Genomic DNA, 24,003 nt, shown 5'->3' with positions numbered 1-24,003 from the left:
CTTCCTGCCGTCACCCCAGCGGTGGGATCCGCCGGGGTCGTACGGATCAGGAGGACATGATGGACGCACAGGCGCAGATGCAGACCGGCACCTCGGTGCGCGGCTACATCGCCACGGACCCCAAGCTCACCTACGGCAAGACCGGCGTCGCCCGCTTCTACGCCCGGTTCAAGCAGCTGCATTCCCGACCCGAGGAGGACGGGAGCCGCACCCGGCTGCCGCCGTCGTTCCACAACCTGGTCATCTTCGGTCAGGAAGCCGAGTACGCCTACCAGAACTTCGCCAAGCGCGACCCGTTCCTCGCCTCCGGGTACAAGCACACCCCGGAGCCCGGCCCCGACGGGAAGCTGCGGGAAGAGGAGTTCGTCGCCGATGTCATCCGCCATACCTGGCCGAACGCCTCCGGCCCCGGTCAGGGCCTGACCCGGACCCCACCGCAGCACTCCCAGGCACAGACCGCCCCGCAGCGGCAGGCCGGCACGGTCGAGAACCGGGGGCAGGCGTTCGAGCCACCTCCGCGCCCGGCGCAGGCACCACCGAGCGCGGTGATCGGACGATGAACACCGAACACGACGACTCTCACGACGAGACCGAGTCCATGGGCCCCTTCGACGGCGAGGAGTTCGGCCAGCCTCGCCCCGAGCAGATGGCCGAGGAGCCACCTGCTCCGGTCAACTGGAACCTCTTGCGGGCGGACGAAGCCGAGTTCGCTTGGCTCGAGCTCAACGCGTGGGTCGACTGGCTTCGCCACACCTACGGGCTCCCAGCCTCGGTGATCCCGCCCATGTGGCATCGCCACCCGGAACTCGTGTGGGAACTTTCGGCCCTGCACACGCACTGGCTGTGCGCCTACGAACCGGAGCAAAACGGCAGCGCCCCGATCGGCTGGCACAGGGATTTCGCCGATGCCCGAATGCGGCTACGCGACTGGGTCGCCGCCTCCGGGACCCGGCTCGACCGCGACCGGCCAACCCGGCAGACGACCTGGCCCGGCGAAGAGCCCGCCCCGCCCATCGAGGAGACCCCTATCACCGATCGGGACCAGGACTTCGTCGCCTTCGTCTTCGACGACGTCGAACGACGCTGCCACGCCGAGGAAGCGGCCTACCATCGCATCGACCCGGACACCGGCGAGATCACCTGACCCACACCCACAATCCCGGGTGGGGCCGGCACCATACTGGTGCTGGTCCCGCCCGCGTATCGAGCGCGGGTGTCAGTCGGTCAGGGAACGGCCCCGCACCGGCTCCCGCGAAGGACGGACGCCGTGCTCGAAGGACGACAGCGCACGCTCGAGCCGCTTGGCCTCAGCGCGCGGAGCGGGCGGGGCATCGAGGGCAGTGGAGGACAGGTCGTACCCGCCCCACGGTGAGCGTCCCGGCACGTGGCGGTGCCCATGGGGTGCCCGCTCGGTGATGATCGGGGCACCGGGTGTCTGCATGTGCGAGGGGTAGCGCTCGGTGATCCAGGCGCGCCCGACCCTGCTCAGACCGGTCTCGGTGCGCGCGAGCACCGTGCCGGGCACCACGGGAAGATCTCGCCAGCCCGGCAGCGTGTGATCATGCCACGCCTCGACCGCGGCGTTCTCATCACCGGCGATAGAGTGCCAGCCGCACGGCTCGCAAATCATCTGATACAGGAGAGCGCCGGGGCCTTCCTCCCCGTGATCGGGTCGCAGTTCCGCGGTGAACATCTCTCCGGCGTGTTCACCCAGCTCGGTGCGCTGATCGTGGGCGATCCCGCGATGCCACATGTGACTGCTGGCATAGGAGCCGAAGTGGCCGTGGAGGAAGCACCAGTGCTCGAACGCCTCGACCAACTGGCTCGGCGGGTAGTAGTCCGTGGTGAAGCGCAGCGGCGCACCCTGCCACTGATCGACCTGCTGACGGGCCTCTTCGCGGGCGAGCTCGTCGAAGTCGAACGCCAACTGCCCATCGGATGAAAACATGCTCCCGGTCACCTCCCACCGGGCAGGTGCACCCCCACCGCCGAGCGGGCGACGGGCAGCGCCCTTCCGTTCGGCCAGCGGGCGAGGTAAAATCGGGGACACGGCGGCAGTGAAAATTGCCTGCGCTACCAGCCCGACTGGTAGTTGACGACCCCGAGGAGCCACTCGGGTGAGTCCTTCTATACGTGACGTCGCCGTCCACGTAGGAAGGATCGCGTCATGCTCGCCCTCATCTGGTTCGCTGCTATCGCCGTCGGCGTGTTCATCACCACCCGCTACACCGTGGTCATCAGCCCATGGCTGCCCAGCAACCTCGTCCTCAACGCCATCCGCACCCGCCGCGGCCTCAAATGGGGCCTGCCCGCGATGCTCCTGGCGATCCCGTACTTCGCGCTCGCCTACTGGTGCACGGTTACCATCGACAACGGCGGCCCGGGCTGGCTCCACCTCGTTGTGCTCATCGGCATCTGGTCCGGATTCAAGTTCGTCTGGATCGGCTCCATCAGCCTCGTCCGCCTGGCCGCAGCCCGCGTCAGCGAACACCTGCAGAACCGCCGCGAAGCCCGCACCGCTACCGGCGACGAGCACGAGCCCGCAGCGGAACCCACCCGGATCGGGGCCTGACCTACCGCGATGATTGATCACGAAGGTGATGCTCACAGCCGCGCGCGAGAGTCCTCAGCGCCGGAGGACACCGATCGTCTGCCGCGCACGATCGGCGAGTACGCAGACCGCTATCTTCGTGACCTCCTGGACCGGCTACCCGAGGACGATGCCCGGGTGATCACGCAGACGCTCGCGATGAGCTACATGGGCGGGCCGTTCCCGGACCGAGAGTCCGTGCAGCGGCTCATCGAGCACCACTGCGGCGCCATCACCGACCAGCAGTACCACGCCTGGGTACTCACCTTCGCCTCACGTCACGCCGCCAGCAACGGTGAGGCCATCGGTCACATCCTCGACAGCCTGGCCGCAGGATTCGAGGTCGGCGGCAGCCGGGGCCGGGCGCTGTGGCTGCTGGCAGGCATGGACGACACCCGCCGTCTCCTCGCGCGCGTCCGCGACGCCGTCGACCATGATGTGCTCACTGATGCCGAGGCCCGCGACGTCCTCACCCAGGCGCTGAAGTACCCACCATTGCCCGCCCCGGTGCCGCTCCCTGAGGGCGTGGACCGGCTCCCGCAGGACTGGCCCCCATCGACGCGCCGGACTACGGGGCCGTCGCGATCCCACCGGGAACGCGTGTGTGCGGATTCGCGACCGCCGAGGCCTGGCGCGCCCGGTCCGAGATCCGCCAGCGCGTCGCCGAAGGCGACCTTGACCCCGAGACCGGCGCACGGATGATCGAGGACCTGATCTCCGAGTTCGTCATCGACCCACCACCCGAGCACGACTGAACCGGCCACACGCCAGGCAGACTCCGAACGGGCAACTGTGTCGGTGCTGCCAGGCGGTCATGGCCAGTTGAGCTGGCTGGGGGTCAGTGTGCGGCGTTGTACGCGTCGATCACGGCGTTGGGTACTCGGCCGCGGGAAGGGACGTCGTGGCCGTTCTTCCGCGCCCACTCCCGTATCGCTGCCAACGGGTACCCGGAGCGCTGCGCAGAGGCCACCCGCCGGGCACGTCGCCGAGGCATTCCACTGCGGCCTGCTGGGCGGGCCGCGTCGATATACGGGGTCAATGCGTCACGCAGTTCTGCGGCGTGAGCAGTGGTGAGGTCGATCTCGTAGGCTCGACCATCGAACTGGAACGCCACCGTCTCGCCCTCGCCCGATGCGAGCACCGTGCCGTCTAGGTCGTCCACTATCTGTTCAATGATCTTCTTGCCCATGATGGCGAGTCTATGCGTTCTTCCGCTCATAACCGGGTACGGCAGTAGCACCTGCTTGGTATGACACGCTCCACCAACGACTGCACGACTTCGGCGACGAGTTCGGACTCTCCGGTCGTCGAGGACGGCCACCACACCGTAGCCCCGGGTGAGGAGGGCCGCTGTGGTGATCAGCCGATGCCTGCCGACCCGGATTACCCGCCGGCGTCCGCACTCGAGGGAGTCGTTGCCCCCGCGGCCTACAGGGCTTTCACAGCGGGGTGGTCCGCCGGTGTTCTCCAACGGACCACCCAACCCGCCTCAGCAGAGGTCATCGACGACATCGCGACGATGCTTGGTGCCGTTCACGTCGCGGACACCCTCACTGAACAGGATTGATCTGCAACCGATCCTCAGCGGTTCCCTTGATCGGGAGTACGTCGATGCTCTGGATCAGCCGCCGCAGATACGCCCGCTTCTCCTTGATGTCCCGGCCCTTCCACGTCGCGATCAGCGTCGGCCCATCCTCGAACGGGACCTCGTCGAGCTCCATCGCGTCCAGCCGCCGCTGTAGAGTCTCCACGCGCGTTTGCGCGTCCTCGATCAGTGTCAGCAGCACCGTCACCATCGCAGCCCGGTACTCGCCGGTGCCCTGCTTGGCGACGAGCGTGTCTCGCTCGGCCTTGGCCTCATCGAGTTGAGCAAGCACCTCATTGATCCCCGCATCCGAACGTGCGGCCCGTCGACGTGCTCGCGCTCGTTCCAGGGCATCGTCGGTGATCTGCGAGAAGAACCACCCCAGCACGTAGGCCTCCGCACGTTCCGCGTTGACCGAACAACCCTTCGAGCAATTGCCGGGACCGTGCCTGAGGTTCGCCTGACAGGTGTACTCAAACGCCTTCACCTTCTCTCCCGAGGCTTTCGTCCAGTACTTCTGCTTCCCGTACAGGGAGGCCCCGCACTGGCAGTACAGCAGCCCGGTCAGCAGCCACTCATGTGGGCCCCACGGCCGCCTGGTCTTCGATGTCCTCGCCTGTTCCAGAAGGCGTCGCACCCGCAACCAGGTCGCGCGATCGCACACGGGCTCGTGAGCGATCACCGGTTCCCCGGCGGAGTCGCGGGCGATGTAATCCAGTAGCTCGATCGCCACCCCACGCTGGTGCTCGGGAACCTTCCGCATCCGATAGCCAACCATCCGCGGAGAGACCAGGAACCGACGAATGCTCGCCTCATACACGGGGCGCCCTTCGCGGTCGTGATCCCGTAGTGCTCCTGCCAGTGCCGACCGATCTGGGCGAGGCTCTTCCCGGCCAAGACCATGTCCACAGCGTCCTTCAACGCCGGATGCTCCACCGGATGCGGCTCCAAACGCACCCCGGAGCGACCGAACTCATCGACCACACGCGGACCAGCCTGCCACCCGAACGGCAGTGTGCCACCGTGGATGAACCCGGCCTCGGCCAGATGCCTCTTTGATGCCAGCTGTCGCTCGCTCATCGCGTCGGTCTCGACCTCAGCCAGCAGGGCCTTGATTCCGGTCACCAGCTTCGCCCCCGCCGTTGCGGTGTTCAGCTCGTCGACGCTGTCCTGGTGCGAAACCAGGTAGACGCCGGCCTGCTGGCACTGCGCGATCCATTCGATGGTCTTCGCCGCGATCCGGTTGGTGCGATCCAGCTTCCAGAACGCCAGCGCCGGAACCCTCTCCGCCCTGATGTCGTGGTTGAGCTGGCGCCACCCCTTCCGGGTACGCGCTGCGGACTTGCTGGCCGAATCGTTGTCGATGTACTCGCCCATGACCGTCCAGCCGCCCTCAGCGGCCAGCTTCCGGGTCAGGTCAAGCCGCTGTCGCTCGATCGCGTCTGCCTTGTCCTTGTGGTACTTCGACAGCCGCAAGTACAGGTAGATCGGCTTGGTCCCCGGCAGTGGCTCGTCGGGACCGGTCCGTGTGAACGCCGGGTACACGACAGATCGGCGACTGCGGCCAGGCCGTGCGTTCGGCCCGGGGCGGTGCCTCGTCTCGCTCGTGTTCGTTGCCATGAGTGACCTCCTTGGAGAAGGAGGTGCACTTTCCATTGCACGACGATGCAACCGAAATCACCCCGGGCACGGTATCCGACACCCTGGTACCAGGTGAGACGAAGTTCTACCGCATGAACGTCGACTGGGGCCAACGCCCCATCGCGGAAGTTGAGTTCGACAAGAAGCAGACAGATTCCTACCGCTCCGGCCAGATATTCATCGCCTCCCCACGACGCACCCATACGTCTTATTCGCTTTCGGAATCCCTAGACGAAGACGTACCTGTCACCGCACGTGCTGTGGGAACGCCGTACGTTTTCTACCGCAACCGTGAAGGATCCATGTCACAGGGCGAAGCCGCGGATGCCGGTCAGTGGTACGTCATGGTTACCCTTGATGGAGGTCATGAAAATGGCATGCAGGATAAGGACGTCGAGTTCCGCCTGTCCACTGCGGTGGAAGGCAACAAGGTCGATGGACCGGAGTGGCGTCAGCCCCTTGAGCCCGGACCGGCACCCACCCCCGAGCCGCCAGGAACCAGCGACGACGGCAACGGCGACGCGAAGGGCAGCAACTCTAGCGACGACGAGCCCGACGCCCAAGCAAAGGACATCGACAATACTTCCCAGAGCAACACGATCCTGTACATCGGCCTGGGAGTCCTAGTCCTCATTCTGATCGCAGCAGTGGCGGTCTACTTCACCGCCGTCCGCCGCAAGTAGATCCGCCGCAAGTAGACTAGCGGGGGTGAGTACTCAATCCCGCTGGCAAGAACTCGCTGACCAGGTGCGCCACCACCGGCAGCTCTACTACTACGGCGAACCGGAGATCTCGGACGCGGACTTCGACGCCCTGCTGCAGGAGCTCAAAGACCTGGAGCAAGCCCACCCCGAAGTTGTCAACGGCCCATCCCCTACCACGGAAGTCGCCCCGGCCCCGCCCACCAGCAGCCCGTTTCGCAACGTCGACCACCGCGAGCAGATGCTCAGCCTGGACAACGTCTTTGATACCGAGCAACTCGCCGGCTGGCTGGACCGCACCCCCGCGAAGACATATCTGACGGAGTTGAAGATCGACGGGGCGTCAATAAACCTCCTTTACATCGACGGCCAGCTGGAACTCGCGTTGACCCGAGGCGACGGCACGACGGGCGAGGACATCACCCACAACGCGCGCACCCTCGACGACATCCCGGATACACTCCACGGCACGGACGAATTCCCCGTCCCGGCTCTGGTGGAAATCCGCGGCGAAGTGTTCATCGACGTCGAGGACTTCGCCGCCATGAACGCCCAGCGCCAGGCCGAGGGGCTGAAGATGTTCGCCAACCCTCGTAACGCCGCGGCTGGCGCGATGCGGCAGAAGAACTCCGCGGATACGGCGAAGCGCCCGCTGAAGTTGATTTGCCACGGTATCGGCGCGCGCGAGGGCTTCTCCCCAGCCTCCCAGCACGATGCATACCGCGCGATCGCTGCGTGGGGGCTGCCGGTGAGCCCTTATACCAAGCAGGTCCACTCCGCTAAGGAGGTCCAGCAGCAGGTCGAGTACTGGGGCAAGCACCGCCACGACGCGGCGCACGAGATGGACGGGCTGGTCGTTAAGGTCGATTCCCTGGACGAGCAGTTGGAACTGGGCCACACCAGTCGTGCCCCGCGGTGGGCGATCGCCTACAAATACCCGCCAGAAGAGGCCATGACCACTTTGCATAACATCCGCGTTGGCATTGGCCGCACGGGTCGCGCCACCCCGTATGCTGTGATGGCGCCGAAGTACGTCGCGGGTTCTACGGTCTCGATGGCCACGCTGCACAACCCGACGGAGGCCCACCGCAAGGGCGTGATGCTCGGCGATACCATCACCATCCGCAAGGCCGGCGAAGTCATCCCGGAGGTGCTGGGCCCAGTCGAGGACAAGCGCACGGGTACAGAGCGACCTTTCCTGTTCTCAACGTTCTGCCCCGAGTGCGGCACGCGGTTGGCTCCCTCGAAGGTTGGTGACGCCGACTGGCGCTGCCCTAACACTCAATACTGCCCTGGCCAGTTGCATACGCGGCTGACGTATCTGGCGTCCCGCAAGGCGTTTGATATCGACGCTTTGGGGGAAAAGGGCGCCTACGATCTGATCCACTCCGGCGTGCTGGCGGATGAGTCGGAGCTGTTCGACTTGAGCCCGGAGGATCTGGAAAAGACCATTTCCTATGCAACGAAAGCCGGGAAGTTGAATAAGTCCGGCGAGACTTTGTTGGAGAAGCTTCAGGCCGCGAAGGAGGCGGATCTATGGCGGGTGCTGGTCGCGCTGTCGATCCGGCACGTTGGCCCGACCGCGGCGAAGGCGCTGGCCAAGCAGTTCGCGTCTGTGGAGGAAATTTCCTCCGCCTCGGTGGAGGACATGGCCGGCATCGACGGGGTCGGAGAGACTATCGCGGAGTCGATCTCCGCGTGGTTCGCGGTGGATTGGCACCGCCGTATTGTGGACCGCTGGGCAGCCGCCGGTGTGCGTATGCACCAGGAGGCCGGGGACGTGTCCGGTGCGGCGGACGGCATGGATACTGCGCTGCTGGAGGGTCTGACGATCGTGGTCACCGGCTCGCTGGAGGATTTCGACAGGACTGCGGCGAAGGAGGCCATTGAGGCTCGCGGTGGCAAGGCGGCGGGCAGCGTGTCGAAGAAGACGGATTTTCTGGTGGCGGGCGAAAAGGCTGGCTCCAAGCTGAAGAAGGCAGAGGACCTGGGCGTGCCGGTGCTGGACGAGGCAGGCTTTAAAGAACTACTGGAAAGCGGCACCCCAAGTTCCGGCGATGATGCAAGCACTAGCGCCGATAGTGTGGACGGCTAGATACAGAGTTCTTGTGCAGACCACGAACAACACAGACCGAACAGATGCGAAAGGCAGGAACGAATGACTGAAACCACAGCACTATCCCTTCCAGAAATCGGGCTGGGTACGTACAAGATGCAGGGCCAGGCGGGCGCGAACTCCGTGGCAGCGGGCATCCGCGCGGGCTACCGGTTGATCGACACGGCCTACAACTACGAAAACGAAGGCGCGGTGGGCACGGGCATCCGCGCTGCGACGGGTGCCACCACGGTCGGAAACCCAGCGCCCGGAACCGCAGGCGCGCCTGGGGCCGCGGACCCCGCCTACGCGATTCCCCGCGACGAGGTGATCGTTACTTCCAAGCTGCCCGGCCGCTACCAGCGCCACGACGACGCTGTCGCCGCCGTCGAGGAATCCCTCTTCCGCCTAGGCCTGGATCGCATCGACTTACACCTGATCCACTGGCCGAACCCCAAACAAGGCCACTATGTGGAAGCCTTCGAAACACTGCTGGAGCTGCGCGAACGCGGGCTCATCCGGCACGTGGGCGTGTGTAACTTCCTACCCGAGCACCTGGAGGCCGTCCACGCTGCCACCGGCGAGTATCCGGTGGTCAACCAGATCGAGCTGCACCCGCACTTCCCACAAGCCGAGGCCGTCGCGGCACACCGCGAGTTGGGCATTGTGACGCAGGCCTGGTCGCCGCTGTTGCGCGGCGCGGTGCTGGAGGAGCCGGTCATTGCCGAGATTGCGGACGCCCACTCCGCAACCCCCGGGCAGGTCGTTTTGGCCTGGCACCGCGGCCGCGGGGTGTTGGCAATCCCGAAGGCTGCCTCGGAGGACCGGCAGCGCGAAAACCTTGACTCCTTGGACATCTCCCTTAGTGATGAGGAGATCGAGGCCATTACCGCGCTGGGACGTCCTGATGGGCGCCGGAAGAACCAGGATCCGGCGGTTTACGAGGAGTTCTAGCGCTGCTAGCGTGCACCGCGCTCAGGCGCGCTCAGCGGTGCAGTCCGCGCTCAGGCGCGCCGGGTCCGTGCTAGAGCAGCACCCGTTGCACTATCAATTGCGCCACAGTAGCGCCGCCGCGTGGCGGGCGCGGGCCGCCGCCACGGAGGCCTGAGCCGCGGTGCGCTTACCCTCGGGCACCACAATGTCCACCAACTCCGGCAACTCGTCGGCGGGCAGGGTCCACTGCTCCCACTGGCGCAGAACGCCGCGGGCGATGTCGCCCGCGACGGCCTCCACGTCGGCCCCGCTGGGATCTCCGGCCGAGTCGCCGGCACTCTCCACGCCAGCTGGCCCCGGATGCGCAGCAGCATGCCCTCGAGCGTCGGCACCCGCCCCGCCGGCTAACGGCGCTGCCTGGGGCACCGCCCAGCCGATCCCCTGGCCGCGTCCGATCATCCCGCCAACCAGGTCTTTGCCGCTGGTTGTCTGCAGCTGGTCCGCCGGCACCACGATGCGGTGAAAGCCGGGCGCATGCGAGAGGGCGTCTTCAATAAACGAACCCGTGTCCAGCACCACGGGGCACCCAACCTGCTGCTGAAAGCGCTGCCACACGCCGTAGATGAATTCGCGGTCGACGGCGGGGATAGCGTCGAAGCGGGTGGCGCCGGGCAGGCCGCCCATGACCTCGCGGGCGCGCGGCTCATGCAGTGCAATAACAACCTCACAGCCAAGTGCCGCCGACAGTGTGCGGGTGATCTGTTCCGCACCAAAGCCCAGGTGCAACGCGCAGTCTTTAAACGCCGGACGGTCGCGCAGCACTGGATGGCCGCGGAACTCCACGTCCGCGCCAAACGTCCACGGACCAGTGACGTGCAGCATCAGCCGCTCGGTTTTCCCCGCAAGCAACTCCTCGGCAATGTCCGAGGCCTCCCGCACCCAGCCGTCCATGCGGCGAGACTCGAGGCTAGGGTGGGCAGTCAGCTCCCAGCCGCGCGGGTTCGCGCGAATCGGCAGCTGAGCAAAGCTGGCAGACAGCGCCGTGAGATCCCCTGCCCGTCCGCACCGCGGAAGCGACAGGGTGGGCGGCACGCCCGTATCCTCATCCACGTCGCACGTGCGGGTGAGTGCGGATTGGGCGGCGGCGCGCAGATCCGCGTGGTCCGTGACGGTGTTTTCCCACCAACCCAGGCGCCCCATGGGCTCGGGTTGCGTTGCGTCATCTGCCATAGTTCGCGCTACGCCTCTGCTGCAGGCGCTGCAGACTCAACAGGAGCTGTATCCGCCGCACCTGCGCTGCTCCACGGCGTGGTGGCACGAATGGTGCCGCTGCCCAATAGGATGTCACCATCTGCATCCGGCTGGTAGACCACTGCCGCCTGCCCGCGCGCCACGCCCTGCAGTGGCTCATGCAGTTCTAGCTCCAGGCGCCATGGGCTCTCGCCGTCTTTCTTGACGCGCCCTGCCGGCGTGATCCCCTCCGGGTCGTCGACCAGTCGTGCGGTGGCGGGCACTACCCCTCCATGCGCACGAACCTGCACCTCGCACTCAAACTCGCGACCGTGTACGGAAGGGTCCAGGCGCTTCAGACGATCTGCCGTGATCCCGCCGATGCGTAGGTCGTCACGCTGACCGACGGTTACGGTGCCCGTGGCGGCGTCAATATCCGTTACATAGCGCGGCTTTCCATCCAGACCTTCGCGTGGCAGCCCCAGCCCCTTGCGCTGGCCGATGGTGAATCCGTATACGCCCTCGTGTTCGGCGACGGTGGAACCGTCCTGATCCTTCATTAGCCCCGGCCGCAGGCCGATCTTTTTGCCCAAGAAGGCCTGCGTTTGCCCGTCGGGGATGAAGCAGATGTCGTGGGAATCTGGCTTGGAGGCCACGCCGAAGCCATGGCTTTTCGCCTCCTCGCGGATCTCCGGCTTAATTGTGTCTCCAACCGGGAACATGCAATGCGCTAATTGCTCGTCGGTCAGCACGCCTAGGACGTAGGACTGGTCTTTGTTGGGATCCACTCCGCGGCGCATCACGCCATCGTGCAAGCGGGCATAGTGGCCGGTTACCACGGCATCGAAGCCCAGTGCGATGGAGCGATCCAGCAGTGCCTCAAACTTGATCTTCTCGTTACAGCGCAGGCACGGGTTCGGGGTTTCGCCAATAGCGTAGGAATCCACGAAGTCGTCGATTACGTCTGCCTTGAAGCGGTCGGAGAAGTCCCACACGTAGAACGGAATCCCCAGTTTGTCTGCTACGCGACGCGCATCCGCGGAATCTTCCAGGGAGCAGCATCCGCGCGAACCTGCCCGCACGGCCTCCGGAGATTGGGAAAGCGCCAGGTGCACACCGATCACTTCGTGCCCGGCTTCGAGCGCTCGGGACGCTGCCACGGCGGAATCTACACCGCCACTCATTGCTGCTACTACTCGCATGAGTGGCACCCTACTCGCGTTCCGGTGGATTAGGCCATTCCGGTTAGGCCATTCCGGCGGCACGCGCCTGTTCGACCACGCGCGGCAAGATTCCTGCCAGGTATTCGACTTGCTCATCGGCGATGTCCGCACCGATGGTGAGTCGCAGCGCGCCTCGGGCCACATCTACGGGAACTCCCATGGCAGTGAGCACGTGGCTGGCGCGGTTCACCCCGGCGCTGCATGCCGAGCCCGTCGAGGCGTCCACCCCGGCGGCGTCCAAAAGCATGATCAGCGAGTCGCCCTCGGCGCCAGGGAAGCTCATGTGCAGGTGCCCGGGCAGCGCGCCGTCCTCAGGTGTCCAGATCCGTACTCCGTCGATCTCCTGCGCCGCCGCCCGGAGCGTCTCGCGCGCGATGCGCATTCTGGCGGTTGTTTGGTCTAGTTCCTTTATTGATGACGCCAGCGCGGCCGCACATCCCACCGCACCCTGGACGTTCACAGTGCCGGAACGGAGCTTTCGCTCCTGTCCGCCTCCACGCACGGGGCTCAGGATGTCCGCATCTCGGCGGGCAAGCAGCAAACCGGTGTTCTTCGGGCCGCCGAACTTGTGGGCGCTTGCGGCCAGTGTGGTGGCACCGAGGGCATGAAAGTCGACTGGCAGGTGGCCGATTGCCTGCACTGCGTCGGTGTGGAAGGGAACGTTGTGCTTCCGGGCGAACTCCGCCAGTTGTTGCACCGGCTGGATCGCGCCGGTTTCATTGTTGGCCCACATGCAAGTCAACAGCGCCAGGTCGCTAGGTGTGTCCGCGCCGCCTTCTAGACCGGCTATCCACTCTTCGGCGCGGACGCGACCGGTGGCGTCCACAGGAAGAACGGCACGGTCAAAGCCCAGATCGAGCGGCCCCGTGGTAAGCCAGTCGACGGACTCGACCACGGCGGGGTGCTCGATGTCGGAGCTGGCGATAACGTGCGCACCCCGATGAGCCTTCGAGCCAAACGCGAGCCCTTGAATGGCGATATTATCCGCCTCCGTGCCGGAGCCGGTGAAGATTACTTCTGCTGCATCCGCGCCGAGGAGTTCTGCGATCTGTTCGCGGGCTTCCTCAAGGCTGCGGCGGGCTTCGCGGCCGGTCTTGTACTGGCCTGCAGGGTTCAGCAGACTTGCGGCTCGCTCCATCGCCTCCTGCGCTTCGGGGCGCAGGGCCTGGGATGCCGCGTTGTCCACATACAGGCGCCCTTGCGCGCTCGCTGCGTGGTTTGTCTCGTTCACGCCCCTACCCTACTTGTTTCTCGAATTCGGATGCTTCAGGGTCATGGGAGCTAGATCCTGGTTTTTCTTTCACTTCAAAGATCTAACAATTAAACCGAGATCTAACACTTCTAACAAGACCACCAAGATCTAACAGATCTAACATAATCCACCAGGGTGGCGCTATGCTATGAGGCATGTCCGAGCACCCACATCAGACGCCCACACCCAGCCAGCGCAACCCCTTCCGCCCCAGTTTCGGCACATCGCCATATTACTTGGCAGGCAGGGCGGAGCTGCTACAGGATTTCGAACTCAGCCTAGCCGAAGGGCCCGGCTCCCCGCATCGCACAATCCTGGCCAGCGGTCTGCGTGGCGTGGGCAAGACAGTGCTACTCAACGAGATCGAGGACAAAGCCCGCACACAAGGCTGGATCATCTTGCGCGCCTACCCCAACAGCGACATGATCTCCGAGTTGGTCGAGACAACCATCCCCACCGCTATCGCCAACATCGAGCAACCCCCAGAGCGCAAACTCTCCGGCGCCTCCCTCACCGGCGTAGGCAGCTTTCGCACGGAGGTTCACTCGCGAGCCGAGGAGCTCCGCAGTGTGCCCACACTCATCACCCGTCTACGCGAGCTCTCCGGCGCCATCACGGGCGCTGGCATCCTCATCACCCTCGACGAGTTGCAGTCCGCCGACCTCGACCAGCTCCACCGCCTAGCCACGGCAGTCCAGGACCTCATGCGTGACGAGCGCGATATCGCCTTCGTCTGCGCGGGACTCCCCCACGGCGTGGACACCCTGCTGCAGCACGAGGGCACCACGTTCTTGCGCCGCGCCTTCCGCGTGGATCTCCACGCTGTGCCGACCGAGGAGGTTTCCAAGACTCTCGCCATCACCGCTGCGGACTCTGGTCGCCCTTTTACTGATGACGCCCTATGCCGCGCCACCGCCATGTGCCGCGGCTACCCTTACCTCATCCAAGTGGTTGGCGCGCTGTCCTGGGCGGCAGCCGGGATCGACGGTTTGGGCACCATCGAGGCCGCACACGTGGAAACTGCCTCCCAGCGGGCTATCGACCGCATGACTAGCCACGTGCACCGGCCCGCTCTCAGCCGCCTGCCGGAGGGGGAAATGAATTTTCTCCGTGCGATGGCAGCGATTATGTCCGACGAGCGGACGCGCGAAGCAGAATCGGTGAGCGCAGCAACACCGGAAACGGCAGCTGTCAGGACTGGCGACATCGCCGCTCGCCTGGGCGTGGAGCCAAAAGGCCTGTCCACTTGGCGTAGCCGCCTTATCACTCGCGATCTGATCGAGGCGGCGGGCTTCGGCCGGGTGCGCTTCACGTTGCCGTATATGGAGGACTTCATCCGTCAGCAGGACGTATAACTGCACACACCTAACTGCACACACCGCCATTCACAACGCAGCCTATTGGGGTGCGCAAGAACGGGCGCAGGAAAAAACCAGCGCCCTCCCGCCAGCGTGAAAGCTGAGCGAAAGGGCGCCGGTTAATGGCTGCCGCCCGCGCCAGTAGTGGCGACAGGGCGGCTGTTAAAGCCTAGGGCGAAGAACTACTTGCGGTTCTTCAGCTCCTCGGTAGCCTGCGGGGCAACGTTGAACAGGTCGCCCACAACACCGAAGTCTGCGATCTCGAAGATGGAAGCCTCTTCGTCCTTGTTCACAGCGACGATGGTCTTGGAGGTCTGCATACCAGCCTTGTGCTGGATGGCGCCGGAGATACCCAGTGCGACGTACAGGTTCGGGGAGACCGTAACACCGGTCTGACCAACCTGGAACTTGCCCGGGTAGTAATCGGCATCCACAGCTGCACGGGAAGCACCAACAGCAGCGCCCATGACGTCGGCCAGCGGCTCGACAACGTCGGCGAAGCCCTCCGGGCCACCCACACCACGACCACCGGAGACCACGATGTTGGCCTCGGTCAGGTCCGGACGGTCGCCCTGCTCCGCCGGAGCGAAGGAGGTGATGGTGACAGCGGTCGGGCCAGCGCCCGGCAGCTCAACCTGCTGGACGTTGCCGGCCGCAGCCTGCGGCTCCGGATCCAGGGAGCCCGGAGCCAGGGTGAATACCGGGGATGCGCCAGCGGCGGATGCGGTAACGGTGTAAGCGCCACCGAAGATGCTAATTTCAGCGGTCTTCTCAGCGGTGATGTTGTTGGTGTTGTACAGAACACCGGAAGCAACGCGGGCGCCGACGCGGCCGGCGATCTCGTTGCCCGTTGCGGTAGCGGAGATAACAACCGGGACCTGCAGCTGGGCTGCCAGACCGGATACTGCGTCTACCTCCGGGGTGATCAGCAGGGACTCTGCCTGATCGGACTCAGCGGCGTAGATGGTCTCTGCGCCAGCCTCGGCCAGTGCGCCCTGCAGCTTCTCGGTGGTGCCAGGAGCGCCAACAACGACGGCGCCGACGGTGCCGAACACGCGTGCAGCGGTGATCAGCTCGACGGTGGAGTTCTTCAGCTGACCCTCACCGTGCTCAACCAGTACTAGTACGTTGGTCATGTCCTTAATTCCCTACTTCCCTTAAACCAGCTTTTCCTTGACCAGGAACTCGACCAGCTTCTTGCCGCCCTCGCCCTCGTCGTTAATGATCTCACCGGCCGACTTCGGCGGCTTCGGGGTGGAAGCGGAAACAGAGGTGGTGGCGTTTGCCAGGCCAACGTTTGCAGCGTCCACGCCGATCTCTTCCAGAGACAGCTCTTCGATGGTCTTCTTCTTGGCAGCCATGATGCCCTTGAAGGCAGCAAAGCGCGGGGTATTGGACTTCTCAGTCACAGACACGATGGCCGGGGTCGGAGCCTCCAGGCCGAACACGCCCTCTTCGGTGACACGCTTGCCGGTGACCTTGCCGCCCTCGACGGTCAGCTCTTCCATGTGAGTCAGAGCCGGGATCTGGCGGTACTCAGCCAACAGGCCCGGAACGGAGCCAGCGCCACCATCGGTGGAAGCGTTACCGGTGATGATCAGCTCGATATCCTCGATCTGGTTCAGAGCGTTGGACAGGGTCCACGCCGTGCCCAGTGCGTCGGAGCCAGCCAGGTTGTCGTCGATGACCAGCTTGGCCTCGTCGCAGCCCAGGGACAGTGCCTTACGCAGCGCCTCGGTTGCGCGCTGCGGACCGACAGACAGGACGATGACGTTGCGGGAGCTGTCAGCTTCCTTCAGCTGCAGTGCAGCCTCGACAGCGTTTTCGTTGATTTCGTCCAGGACAGCGTCTGCGCTGTCGCGGTCGAGGGTGAAGTCATCGTCTGTGAGCTTGCGCTCGGAGTAGGTGTCCGGCACCTGCTTAACCAGAACAACGATGTTCGACATTCGTTGACCTTCCTGCTTGGGTAATGTGATGTGGCACCATACTACCTATCACTAGGTGATCATCGCCACAAATTTCCTATATTGTTTTAGAACTACCCCCGTGAGCTGCAGCGGGCTAGGAAATCGTCGGCCGACAGATGAAAGCCATACCCTTCGCTGCTCCACCCTCACCGATGCGCGTGACCACCACGGAGTAGGCTTCGCCACTGCTATTCTTCAGCTTCCACTTCTTCCGCAGCTCGTCCGGATCCACGTTCACGCCCCGCACGAGGATCTCCACGGACTTTGCACCCAACCCCACCAGCGCCGACCGCGCCTTCTTCAAGGGCACTTCCTCAACGACTTCGAACCCGCGCACGCCCGTCGGCAGCTCGTCGCCGGTCAGGTACGCAATGTGCGGATCGAGCTGCCACAGCCCATGCCGCGCCGCGTACTGGCGCACCAGGCCGGCGCGCACGATGGCCCCATCGGGATCCACAATGTAGCGCCCCACCGCACCCACGCGGTCCGTCTCGGGTTCATCGCTAGTCACTGTTTCTTTAACTGAGGACGCCCCCATCACCACCGCTCTACGTCCCCGGCCTACGATGCCGGGCGAATACAGGCACGTCTCCTTCACTCCCCCATCCACCGAAACGACTTCTACGTGACCGTCGAACTCGGAGTAGTCGATTCCCGGCGCACACTTCACTACAAGGTTGTTGTAACGGTCAAGTAGATCCGGCAGTGGCGGCTGTAGATCCTCCAGCTTCGCGATGCGCCCCGAGGAGTTCCGACGTGCTGGGTCCGCCACCACCACGCCGGATTTCAATGCGCCGGATTTCAGGTCACCGGCGAACGCGGGTCGCAGCGCATCCATCCGCACGACCGAAACTTCCGGCACATTGAAGCGAGCCATGCGCAGGCGCTGGTGATCTAGGTCTCCGCCCAGTACCCGCAGCCCTGCGGCAGCTAGGGCTGCTAGTTCGGTGCCGATGCTGCAGGTAACGTCCACGGCCGCGTCCACCCCGGCGGCCTTCAGCACGTCTGCGCGCCACGCTGCAACCACGGGCGGGGTGGCCTGCTGAGTGGATTCGCTATCCATCAGCCAACTGTCAGGCAGCTTGCCCGCGCGGCGGGACTGCACCAACTCCACAAGGGCGCGGGCATGCTCGCCGTGAGTCTTGCGCAGGTGGGAAAGGTCCTTTACCAGGGACTTCTTCGTTAGTTGGTACGTGGTGGCGTCGTTAATAAGAGACGAGCCAGCGGCGCAATCGGCGAGCAAAAAGCTCAGCTCGGCAGAGGAATAGGCCATGCGTGCGCGCGCCCTACTGCTCGTAGGAATCGGGGCGGCTGGCGAAGGGGTTGGCGGGCAGCTCCGCAGGGTCGACGGCGAACTTCATGCCCGGCGCGAAATGGCGAGCGGGTGTGCCATACATCTGCTGCTCCATCAGGTAGTACTCAGCCATGTAGGGCTCGTCGACGGGTTCCGCGAGCACCGGGTCGACGGAGAGATTAGACGAAAAATCCAGAACTTCTTCCACCGTGCGGAAGGTATCCAGCAACTTCAGCTGGGCCCACGTCGGCGGCATCAGGGAGATCTTGCGGGAGCGCCACCCGTCCAACAACGTGGAAGGACGAAACCAGCCCGTGGAGGTCGCCTCGCGGGTATCGGCGCTGGTCTGCTGGCCTTCCGGCATGGCGGCGACGAAGAAGGCCGTGTCGTAGCGAATCGGCTGCTCCACCGGGGTGACCCAGTTGGCCCAGGGGCGCAGCAAGTCGGAGCGCAGGACCAGGTTGTTGTTGCTCATGAAATCAGAAAAGCTCAGCTGGTGGTTCTCCAGCATTTTGCGCTGCTCCTGGTAAGGGGTCGTGTCCACCACCGGGGAGCCATCGCGGTGGGTGGCCAGCAACGTGCCGCTTTCCTCGAAGGTCTCTCGTACCGCAGCGCAGACCAGGGCGCGGGCCATGGATTCCGGCTTCTGCAGGCGCTTGGCCCACCATTTGACCTCCGCGCCCTGCCAGTTGATTGCCGGGGACTCGTGACCATCGCCATCTACATCCCCCGGCATGTCGCGGGAATCCACGCCGCCCCCTGGGAAAACCGTCATCTCCGCGCAGAACTTCATGGTCGAGGCACGCTCCTGGACGTACACCTCGATTCCCGACAACGTATCGCGCAACAGAATCACCGTTGACGCGTGGCGTGGCTGCACTGGGCCCAAACGGTTTTCCAACATGTGGTTGAGTCTACCGATCTTCCTCTATCAGCCTCGAAGAGAACGGTGGCTGCCCCGGCGCTTACGGCTACGGCGGGCGAACCAGCGACCGTCCTCCTGGGTAACCTCGATCGGCTGGTGGAAAGTACGGGTCAGGTTCTCGCTGGTCATCACGTCTTCCAGGATGCCCTGGGCTACGACCTCGCCCTCGTCCAGCAACAGGGCGTGGGTGAACCCCGGCGGGATTTCCTCTACGTGGTGGGTGATCATTACGATCGCCGGGGAGTCCGCATCGACGGCCAGGTCGGATAGCAGCGCCACTAGATCCTCTCGGCTACCCAGGTCCAGGCCCGCGCCCGGCTCGTCCAGCAGCAACAGCTCGGGGTCGTTCATCAGGGCACGCGCAATCAACACTCGCTTGCGCTCGCCCTCACTCAAGGTCCTCCAGTGTTGTTCGGCCAGGTGGTAGGCGCCGACGCTCTCCAGGATCTCGATGGCGCGCTCGTAGTCCATCTCGTCGTAATCCTCGCGCCACCGTCCCAGCACGTCGTAGCCGGCGGAGATTACGATATCCGCGACCTTCTCCTCCCCCGGCACACGCTGCGCCAAGGCAGAGGAGCTCATGCCGATGGCGGTACGCAGCTCGCGCAGAGCCACCTTGCCGACCTGCTCGCCGACCAGCTTTACAGTGCCAGTCGTGGGGAACATCTGTGCCGAAGCCAGGCGCATCAAGGTAGTCTTGCCCGCACCGTTCGGCCCGACGATGATCCAGCGTTCGTCCAGCTCTACCTGCCAATCCATCGGCGCCAGGATCGCCCGCCCATCGCGCACGACGGACACCCCGCGCATGTTGACGATCAGGTCGTCCTCGTCAACCTGCGCGGTGGCCGGGGTGGAAATCAGGTTCGTCACGTTCTCGCTCACTCCCCCATGGTGCCTTAAGATCCACGCGAAGTGTGCCAACAACATAGGCTTACTGTGGAACGCCACAATAACCGCCATTCGAAGGAGCTTCCCCCATGATCGGCCGCCTTGGCATCGACTGCATCTCCCCCGTCATCTCCCACGGAGCTACCCCCGCTAAGGCCATCGTCGGCCAGGTATTCCCGGTAAGCGCCAGCGTGTGGCGTGAGGGGCACGACGCTATCTCCGCCACCCTCGTCGTCCGCCGCCCCGCTGGCGCAGAAGGCGGCCGTGCGAAGATCACCATGTCGCAGGATCCCGAGGACGTTGACCGTCGCCATGCCGTGTTCGTTCCGGATGTGCCGGGCATGTGGACTTTTCGTGTGGACGCCTGGTCGGATCCAGCCGCCACATGGTTCAACGCCATCACCAAGAAGGTAGCCGCGGGCCAGGATGCCCAGGCGTTGGCAAACGACTTTGAGCTCGGCGCGCGCCTGTTCGAGCGGGCCGCAGAAAAGGCCTCCCGCAAGCACCGCGATCTGGTGTCTTCCGTCCCTGGCCAGCTGCGTGACGAGTCCTTAAGCATCGACGAGCGCCTGGCCACTGCCCTGTCCCCAGAGGTCAAGCAGGCTCTGGACAAGCGCCCGCTGCGCGACCTATTGACCCGCGGACCGGAGTTCCACGTGCTGGTGGAGGAAAAGACCGCCGGCGTAGGCGCTTGGTACGAGATGTTCCCACGCTCCACGGGCGGCTGGGATGCAGAGGGCAACCCGGTGCACGGCACCTTCGCCACCGCCGCGGCGGATCTGCCACGCATCGCGGGCATGGGCTTCGACGTAGTCTACCTGCCGCCCATCCACCCGATCGGCGAGGTCAACCGGAAGGGCAAAAACAACACCCTGACCCCCACCCCGGAAGACGTCGGCTCCCCCTGGGCCATCGGTTCCAAGGACGGCGGCCACGAGGCAGTTCACCCGCGCCTGGGCACCGTTGAGGACTTTGAGAATTTCGTCGCCGCCGCCAACAACCAGGGGCTGAAGGTAGCCCTGGACCTGGCGCTGCAGTGTGCACCCGACCACCCATGGGCCCAGGAGCACCCGGAGTGGTTCACCGTCCTGCCGGACGGCACCATCGCATACGCGGAAAACCCGCCGAAGAAGTACCAAGACATCTACCCGCTGAACTTCGACAACGACCCGGAAGGGCTGTACCACGAGGTACTGAAGGTCGTGCGGCTGTGGATCGGCCGCGGCGTGCGCATCTTCCGCGTAGATAACCCCCACACCAAGCCCGCGAACTTCTGGCAGTGGCTGATCGCCGAGATCCACGCCACCGACCCGGACGTGGTTTTCCTCTCCGAGGCATTCACCCGCCCGCCGCGACTGTACGGTCTGGCCAAGGCCGGTTTCACGCAGTCCTACAGCTACTTCACCTGGAAGACCACCAAGGAAGAGCTAGAGGAGTTCGCCGGGGACATCGCCAACTACGCCGACGTCTTCCGCCCGAACCTCTTCGTTAACACCCCAGACATCCTGCACGAATCCCTGCAGATCGGCGGCAAGGCCATGTTCGCCATCCGCGCTGCCCTGGCTGCCACGATGTCTCCACTGTGGGGTGTGTACTCCGGCTTCGAGATCTACGAATCCACCCCGGTCCACGTCGGCTCGGAAGAGTACCTGGATTCCGAGAAGTATGAACTGCGTCCGCGCGACTACACGGTGGACAATTGCTCTGAATGGATTAGGGATCTGAACACGTGGCGTCAAGAAAACCCGGCGCTACAGCAGCAGCGCACCCTGCGCTTGCACGAGACCACAAGCGACGACCTCATCGCATACTCGAAGGTGGACGGTGTAACCGGCAACGCCGTGCTCGTGGTGGTCAACCTCAACCCGAACGCGATCGTCGAGGGGGCTGTGAACCTGGATACCGAGGCTCTCGGCCTGGGTGCACCGGAGGACGCGCACTTCGAGGTCACCGACCTGCCGACGAACCAGACCTACACCTGGAGTGCCAGCAACTATGTGCGCCTGGATCCGAACTTCCAGGTCGCGCACATCTTCCAGCTACCTACCCTTGGTGAGGGTGAGCGCGAGCGCGTCTGCATGCGAGCCCAGGAAGAATACGATCCCCGCAGGTAGAATCGGCGGGTATGAACCACGACTATCACCGGCTCGCAGAACGTAGGCACCACGCCCCCCACGACGTGTTGGGAGCGCACGACAACGGCGACGGAACCACTACCATCCGCACAGCGCAGTGCGGGGCGGAGTCCGTTGCCGTCCGTATTAACGGCGGGGAGCCGGAGCCGATGGCACCGGCGGAGGAATACCCAGCGCTATTTTCCACCACCGTCGACTACTTCGTAGACACCTACGTTTTTGAGATCACCTGGGCAGGCGGCACAACCACCACCCTGGAAGATCCCTACCGGCGCCTGCCAACCGTCGGCGACCTGGACCGTTACCTCATCGGCGAAGGGCGCCACGAGGAGCTGTGGAAGGTTCTCGGTGCGCACGTGCTCGATGGCGGCGTGGCGTTTTCCGTGTGGGCTCCGCATGCCGCAGGCGTATCCGTGATCGGTGACTTCAACGGCTGGAACGCCAACCAGCACCCCATGCGCGCGCTCGGCAGCAGCGGCATCTGGGAGCTGTGGCTCCCGGGCATTGGCGCTGGAGCGCACTACAAGTTCTCCATCACCACCGGTGATGGAGTGCGTTTGGATAAGGCGGATCCGATGGCGCGGTGGGCGGAACCTGCCCCGGCAACCGCCTCCATCGTGGTCGCGGACAGCGAGTTCACCTGGGCCGACGACGAATGGCTAGCTCACCGCGCGGCCGTGGGCGTGGACGAGACGATGAGCATCTACGAAATGCACCTGGGCAGCTGGCGCAAGGGCTTGAGCTACCAGGAGCTTGCCGTGGAGCTGGTGGAATACGTTACGAAGATGGGATACACGCACGTAGAGCTGATGGGTGTCTCCGAGCACCCGTTCGAGCCCTCGTGGGGCTACCAGGTGACCAGCTACTACGCGCCGAACAACCGCTACGGCACCCCGGACGACCTGCGCCTGCTGATCGACTCTCTGCACCGCGCCGGAATCGGTGTGATCATGGACTGGGTTCCCGGCCACTTCCCCAAGGACGGCTGGGCGCTGGGGCGCTTCGACGGCGAGGCTTGCTACGAGCACCCGGACGCCCGCCGCGGCGAGCAGCCAGACTGGGGCACCTACGTCTTCGACTTTGGGCGCAACGAGGTCCGCAACTTTCTGGTGGCCAACGCGCTGTACTGGTGCAAGGAGTTCCACATCGATGGCCTGCGTGTAGATGCCGTAGCGTCCATCCTCTACCTGGACTACTCCCGCGACGACTGGCTGCCCAACGAGTTCGGCGGCCGCGAGAACCTGGATGCCGTGGAGTTCCTCAAGGAAATGAACGCCACCGTGCACCGCGAGTGCCCGGGTTCGTTGACCATTGCCGAAGAGTCGACTTCCTGGCCAGGAGTGACCGCCCCCACCAGTGAGGGTGGCCTGGGCTTCAGCTTGAAGTGGAACATGGGCTGGATGCACGACAGCCTGGAATACATCCAGCGCGACCCGGCCTACCGTAGCTACCACCACAACGAAATCACCTTCTCTATGGTCTACGCCTATTCCGAGAAGTACGTGCTGCCGATCAGCCACGACGAGGTCGTCCACGGCAAGGGCACTCTATGGTCGCGTATGCCCGCTGGTTCCGCGTGGGATAAGGCCGCGATGGTTCGCAGCTACCTGGCCTTTATGTGGGCGCACCCGGGCAAGAAGCTGCTTTTCCAGGGCCAGGAATGGGGCCAGACTGAGGAGTGGAACGAATCCCGCGGCCTGGATTGGCAGAACCTCGAGGGCTGGGAGGGCGAGTTCCACCGCGGAATCAGCACCCTGACTAGCCAGCTGAACAAGCTCTACCACTCCGAGCCCGCTCTGGGCCAGGATCACGCTCCGGAGGGCTTCCAGTGGATCGCCAGCGACGACTCGGCGAACAACGTTCTTTCTTTTGTGCGACGCCACCGTGGGCGCGAGCTGGCGTGTGTTATTAACTTCTCGGGCACCACCCAGGAGAACTACCGCATCGGCCTGCCACAGGCCGGGACGTGGCGCGAGGTGCTAAACACCGACGACGTGCAGTACGAGGGCGCCGGACGCGTCAACGGAGACCTGCACACGGAGCCCACTGGCTCCCACGGTATGGATGCCTCCGCCGTGCTGCAGATCCCGGCGCACACGGCCCGTTGGTTCGTGCTGGAGGGTTAAGAGCCGCTGGCCCGCCGGCCCTTGCCCGCTGGCCCTTGCTCCAGCAGCGAGCCGGCGAGC

22 protein-coding genes are annotated in these 24,003 nt (G+C 64.6%); 10 read left to right on the top strand and 12 right to left on the bottom strand.

Annotated elements, in window-relative coordinates; genetic code table 11:
• The first annotated feature begins 56 nt into the window (after window positions 1-56).
• Both ACKFRT_RS01365 and ACKFRT_RS01360 read left to right on the top strand, forming a co-directional pair.
• A complete protein-coding gene (locus tag ACKFRT_RS01365) occupies window positions 57-560 on the top strand; it encodes a single-stranded DNA-binding protein (RefSeq protein ID WP_408925485.1) in 504 nt (167 codons plus the stop codon).
• A complete protein-coding gene (locus ACKFRT_RS01360; RefSeq protein ID WP_408925484.1) occupies window positions 557-1,144 on the top strand; it encodes a hypothetical protein in 588 nt (195 codons plus the stop codon). The genes ACKFRT_RS01365 and ACKFRT_RS01360 overlap by 4 nt, the downstream gene beginning before the upstream one ends.
• A gap of 72 nt (window positions 1,145-1,216) precedes the next feature.
• Here the strand turns inward: ACKFRT_RS01360 and ACKFRT_RS01355 are convergent, their stop codons facing one another.
• Window positions 1,217-2,593: a DUF6349 family protein gene (locus ACKFRT_RS01355; RefSeq protein WP_408925483.1), complete on the bottom strand. Its 1,377-nt coding sequence runs from the start codon at window positions 2,591-2,593 to the stop codon at window positions 1,217-1,219.
• Here ACKFRT_RS01355 and ACKFRT_RS01350 point away from each other — a divergent pair.
• Window positions 2,582-3,292, top strand: a complete 711-nt coding sequence (locus tag ACKFRT_RS01350) for a hypothetical protein (protein ID WP_297667318.1) — start codon at window positions 2,582-2,584, stop codon at window positions 3,290-3,292. The genes ACKFRT_RS01355 and ACKFRT_RS01350 overlap by 12 nt on opposite strands.
• Before the next feature lie 136 nt (window positions 3,293-3,428).
• Here ACKFRT_RS01350 and ACKFRT_RS01345 read toward each other — a convergent pair whose 3' ends face one another.
• Entirely contained in the window at window positions 3,429-3,779 is a 351-nt protein-coding gene (locus ACKFRT_RS01345; RefSeq protein ID WP_347934060.1) for an Lsr2 family protein, read from the bottom strand.
• 60 nt (window positions 3,780-3,839) lie between these two features.
• Between ACKFRT_RS01345 and ACKFRT_RS01340 the strand changes: the two genes are divergently transcribed.
• Complete coding sequence (locus ACKFRT_RS01340) at window positions 3,840-4,157, top strand: hypothetical protein (protein ID WP_297667321.1); 318 nt, start codon at window positions 3,840-3,842, stop codon at window positions 4,155-4,157.
• Here the strand turns inward: ACKFRT_RS01340 and ACKFRT_RS01335 are convergent.
• Window positions 4,141-4,938 carry a zinc ribbon domain-containing protein gene (locus ACKFRT_RS01335; protein ID WP_408925482.1) on the bottom strand — a complete coding sequence of 266 codons (798 nt, stop codon included), beginning with the start codon at window positions 4,936-4,938 and terminating at the stop codon, window positions 4,141-4,143. The two genes, ACKFRT_RS01340 and ACKFRT_RS01335, sit on opposite strands and share 17 nt — an antisense overlap.
• Window positions 4,854-5,795, bottom strand: a complete 942-nt coding sequence (locus ACKFRT_RS01330) for a recombinase family protein (protein ID WP_297667322.1) — start codon at window positions 5,793-5,795, stop codon at window positions 4,854-4,856. The genes ACKFRT_RS01335 and ACKFRT_RS01330 overlap by 85 nt, the downstream gene beginning before the upstream one ends.
• A gap of 35 nt (window positions 5,796-5,830) precedes the next feature.
• On the opposite strand from ACKFRT_RS01330, the gene ACKFRT_RS01325 reads away from it, so the two are divergent.
• The 3 genes from ACKFRT_RS01325 to ACKFRT_RS01315 all read left to right on the top strand — a co-directional run bounded on the left by ACKFRT_RS01325 (window position 5,831) and on the right by ACKFRT_RS01315 (window position 9,566).
• Window positions 5,831-6,499, top strand: coding sequence for a hypothetical protein (locus ACKFRT_RS01325; RefSeq protein WP_408925481.1), 669 nt, complete (start codon window positions 5,831-5,833; stop codon window positions 6,497-6,499).
• Between the two features lie 25 nt (window positions 6,500-6,524).
• On the top strand, window positions 6,525-8,612 hold the full coding sequence (gene ligA, locus ACKFRT_RS01320) for an NAD-dependent DNA ligase LigA (RefSeq protein ID WP_408925480.1): 2,088 nt from the start codon (window positions 6,525-6,527) through the stop codon (window positions 8,610-8,612).
• 63 nt (window positions 8,613-8,675) lie between these two features.
• Window positions 8,676-9,566 carry an aldo/keto reductase gene (locus ACKFRT_RS01315; protein WP_408925479.1) on the top strand — a complete coding sequence of 297 codons (891 nt, stop codon included), beginning with the start codon at window positions 8,676-8,678 and terminating at the stop codon, window positions 9,564-9,566.
• 93 nt (window positions 9,567-9,659) lie between these two features.
• Here the strand turns inward: ACKFRT_RS01315 and ACKFRT_RS01310 are convergent, their stop codons facing one another.
• From ACKFRT_RS01310 to ACKFRT_RS01300, 3 genes are read right to left on the bottom strand one after another with little or no spacing between them, the layout of a single operon-like run.
• Window positions 9,660-10,775, bottom strand: coding sequence for a hypothetical protein (locus tag ACKFRT_RS01310; RefSeq protein WP_408925478.1), 1,116 nt, complete (start codon window positions 10,773-10,775; stop codon window positions 9,660-9,662).
• 8 nt (window positions 10,776-10,783) lie between these two features.
• Complete coding sequence (gene mnmA, locus ACKFRT_RS01305; RefSeq protein ID WP_408925477.1) at window positions 10,784-11,977, bottom strand: tRNA 2-thiouridine(34) synthase MnmA; 1,194 nt, start codon at window positions 11,975-11,977, stop codon at window positions 10,784-10,786.
• 43 nt (window positions 11,978-12,020) lie between these two features.
• Window positions 12,021-13,229, bottom strand: a complete 1,209-nt coding sequence (locus ACKFRT_RS01300; protein ID WP_408925476.1) for a cysteine desulfurase family protein — start codon at window positions 13,227-13,229, stop codon at window positions 12,021-12,023.
• 176 nt (window positions 13,230-13,405) lie between these two features.
• On the opposite strand from ACKFRT_RS01300, the gene ACKFRT_RS01295 reads away from it, so the two are divergent.
• Complete coding sequence (locus tag ACKFRT_RS01295; protein ID WP_408925475.1) at window positions 13,406-14,605, top strand: ATP-binding protein; 1,200 nt, start codon at window positions 13,406-13,408, stop codon at window positions 14,603-14,605.
• 185 nt (window positions 14,606-14,790) lie between these two features.
• Here ACKFRT_RS01295 and ACKFRT_RS01290 read toward each other — a convergent pair whose 3' ends face one another.
• The 5 genes from ACKFRT_RS01290 to ACKFRT_RS01270 form a co-directional block, all read right to left on the bottom strand.
• A complete protein-coding gene (locus tag ACKFRT_RS01290; RefSeq protein WP_296215154.1) occupies window positions 14,791-15,744 on the bottom strand; it encodes an electron transfer flavoprotein subunit alpha/FixB family protein in 954 nt (317 codons plus the stop codon).
• A 21-nt stretch (window positions 15,745-15,765) separates the two neighbouring features.
• Window positions 15,766-16,554 (bottom strand): electron transfer flavoprotein subunit beta/FixA family protein, encoded by a 789-nt coding sequence (locus ACKFRT_RS01285; protein ID WP_296215156.1) that lies wholly within the window; start codon window positions 16,552-16,554, stop codon window positions 15,766-15,768.
• Between the two features lie 115 nt (window positions 16,555-16,669).
• The gene (locus tag ACKFRT_RS01280; RefSeq protein WP_408925474.1) at window positions 16,670-17,848 is read right to left on the bottom strand and encodes a THUMP-like domain-containing protein; all 1,179 of its coding nucleotides are present in this window, start codon (window positions 17,846-17,848) and stop codon (window positions 16,670-16,672) included.
• Window positions 17,849-17,861: 13 nt separating this feature from the next.
• Window positions 17,862-18,773 (bottom strand): NUDIX hydrolase, encoded by a 912-nt coding sequence (locus ACKFRT_RS01275; RefSeq protein ID WP_296215159.1) that lies wholly within the window; start codon window positions 18,771-18,773, stop codon window positions 17,862-17,864.
• Window positions 18,774-18,800: 27 nt separating this feature from the next.
• Complete coding sequence (locus ACKFRT_RS01270) at window positions 18,801-19,721, bottom strand: ABC transporter ATP-binding protein (protein WP_408925473.1); 921 nt, start codon at window positions 19,719-19,721, stop codon at window positions 18,801-18,803.
• Window positions 19,722-19,771: 50 nt separating this feature from the next.
• Here ACKFRT_RS01270 and ACKFRT_RS01265 point away from each other — a divergent pair, with 50 nt between their 5' ends.
• Both ACKFRT_RS01265 and glgB read left to right on the top strand, forming a co-directional pair.
• Window positions 19,772-21,796 carry an alpha-1,4-glucan--maltose-1-phosphate maltosyltransferase gene (locus tag ACKFRT_RS01265; protein ID WP_408925472.1) on the top strand — a complete coding sequence of 675 codons (2,025 nt, stop codon included), beginning with the start codon at window positions 19,772-19,774 and terminating at the stop codon, window positions 21,794-21,796.
• An 11-nt stretch (window positions 21,797-21,807) separates the two neighbouring features.
• Complete coding sequence (gene glgB / locus ACKFRT_RS01260) at window positions 21,808-23,943, top strand: 1,4-alpha-glucan branching protein GlgB (RefSeq protein ID WP_408925471.1); 2,136 nt, start codon at window positions 21,808-21,810, stop codon at window positions 23,941-23,943.
• Window positions 23,944-24,003: the final 60 nt, after the last annotated feature.

Origin of the sequence: Corynebacterium jamesii (assembly GCF_046097395.1) — a bacterium.
Classification (GTDB): Bacteria; Actinomycetota; Actinomycetes; order Mycobacteriales; family Mycobacteriaceae; genus Corynebacterium.
The sequence above is the reverse complement of the archived record's forward strand: the minus strand, read 5'-3'. Positions and strand labels throughout refer to the sequence as shown.

What these genes read in the sequence shown, in the direction of transcription:
- ACKFRT_RS01275 (WP_296215159.1), bottom strand. Translation starts at nt 18,773, where the DNA reads ATGTTGGAAAACCGTTTGGGCCCAGTGCAGCCACGCCACGCGTCAACG.
- ACKFRT_RS01315 (WP_408925479.1), top strand. Translation starts at nt 8,676, where the DNA reads ATGACTGAAACCACAGCACTATCCCTTCCAGAAATCGGGCTGGGTACG.
- ACKFRT_RS01335 (WP_408925482.1), bottom strand. Translation starts at nt 4,938, where the DNA reads ATGCGGAAGGTTCCCGAGCACCAGCGTGGGGTGGCGATCGAGCTACTG.
- glgB (WP_408925471.1), top strand. Translation starts at nt 21,808, where the DNA reads ATGAACCACGACTATCACCGGCTCGCAGAACGTAGGCACCACGCCCCC.
- mnmA (WP_408925477.1), bottom strand. Translation starts at nt 11,977, where the DNA reads ATGCGAGTAGTAGCAGCAATGAGTGGCGGTGTAGATTCCGCCGTGGCA.
- ACKFRT_RS01330 (WP_297667322.1), bottom strand. Translation starts at nt 5,795, where the DNA reads ATGGCAACGAACACGAGCGAGACGAGGCACCGCCCCGGGCCGAACGCA.
- ACKFRT_RS01310 (WP_408925478.1), bottom strand. Translation starts at nt 10,775, where the DNA reads ATGGCAGATGACGCAACGCAACCCGAGCCCATGGGGCGCCTGGGTTGG.
- ACKFRT_RS01270 (WP_408925473.1), bottom strand. Translation starts at nt 19,721, where the DNA reads ATGTTGTTGGCACACTTCGCGTGGATCTTAAGGCACCATGGGGGAGTG.
- ACKFRT_RS01295 (WP_408925475.1), top strand. Translation starts at nt 13,406, where the DNA reads ATGTCCGAGCACCCACATCAGACGCCCACACCCAGCCAGCGCAACCCC.
- ACKFRT_RS01350 (WP_297667318.1), top strand. Translation starts at nt 2,582, where the DNA reads ATGATTGATCACGAAGGTGATGCTCACAGCCGCGCGCGAGAGTCCTCA.
- ACKFRT_RS01265 (WP_408925472.1), top strand. Translation starts at nt 19,772, where the DNA reads ATGATCGGCCGCCTTGGCATCGACTGCATCTCCCCCGTCATCTCCCAC.
- ACKFRT_RS01285 (WP_296215156.1), bottom strand. Translation starts at nt 16,554, where the DNA reads ATGTCGAACATCGTTGTTCTGGTTAAGCAGGTGCCGGACACCTACTCC.
- ACKFRT_RS01290 (WP_296215154.1), bottom strand. Translation starts at nt 15,744, where the DNA reads ATGACCAACGTACTAGTACTGGTTGAGCACGGTGAGGGTCAGCTGAAG.
- ACKFRT_RS01280 (WP_408925474.1), bottom strand. Translation starts at nt 17,848, where the DNA reads ATGGCCTATTCCTCTGCCGAGCTGAGCTTTTTGCTCGCCGATTGCGCC.
- ACKFRT_RS01340 (WP_297667321.1), top strand. Translation starts at nt 3,840, where the DNA reads ATGACACGCTCCACCAACGACTGCACGACTTCGGCGACGAGTTCGGAC.
- ACKFRT_RS01360 (WP_408925484.1), top strand. Translation starts at nt 557, where the DNA reads ATGAACACCGAACACGACGACTCTCACGACGAGACCGAGTCCATGGGC.
- ACKFRT_RS01365 (WP_408925485.1), top strand. Translation starts at nt 57, where the DNA reads ATGATGGACGCACAGGCGCAGATGCAGACCGGCACCTCGGTGCGCGGC.
- ACKFRT_RS01345 (WP_347934060.1), bottom strand. Translation starts at nt 3,779, where the DNA reads ATGGGCAAGAAGATCATTGAACAGATAGTGGACGACCTAGACGGCACG.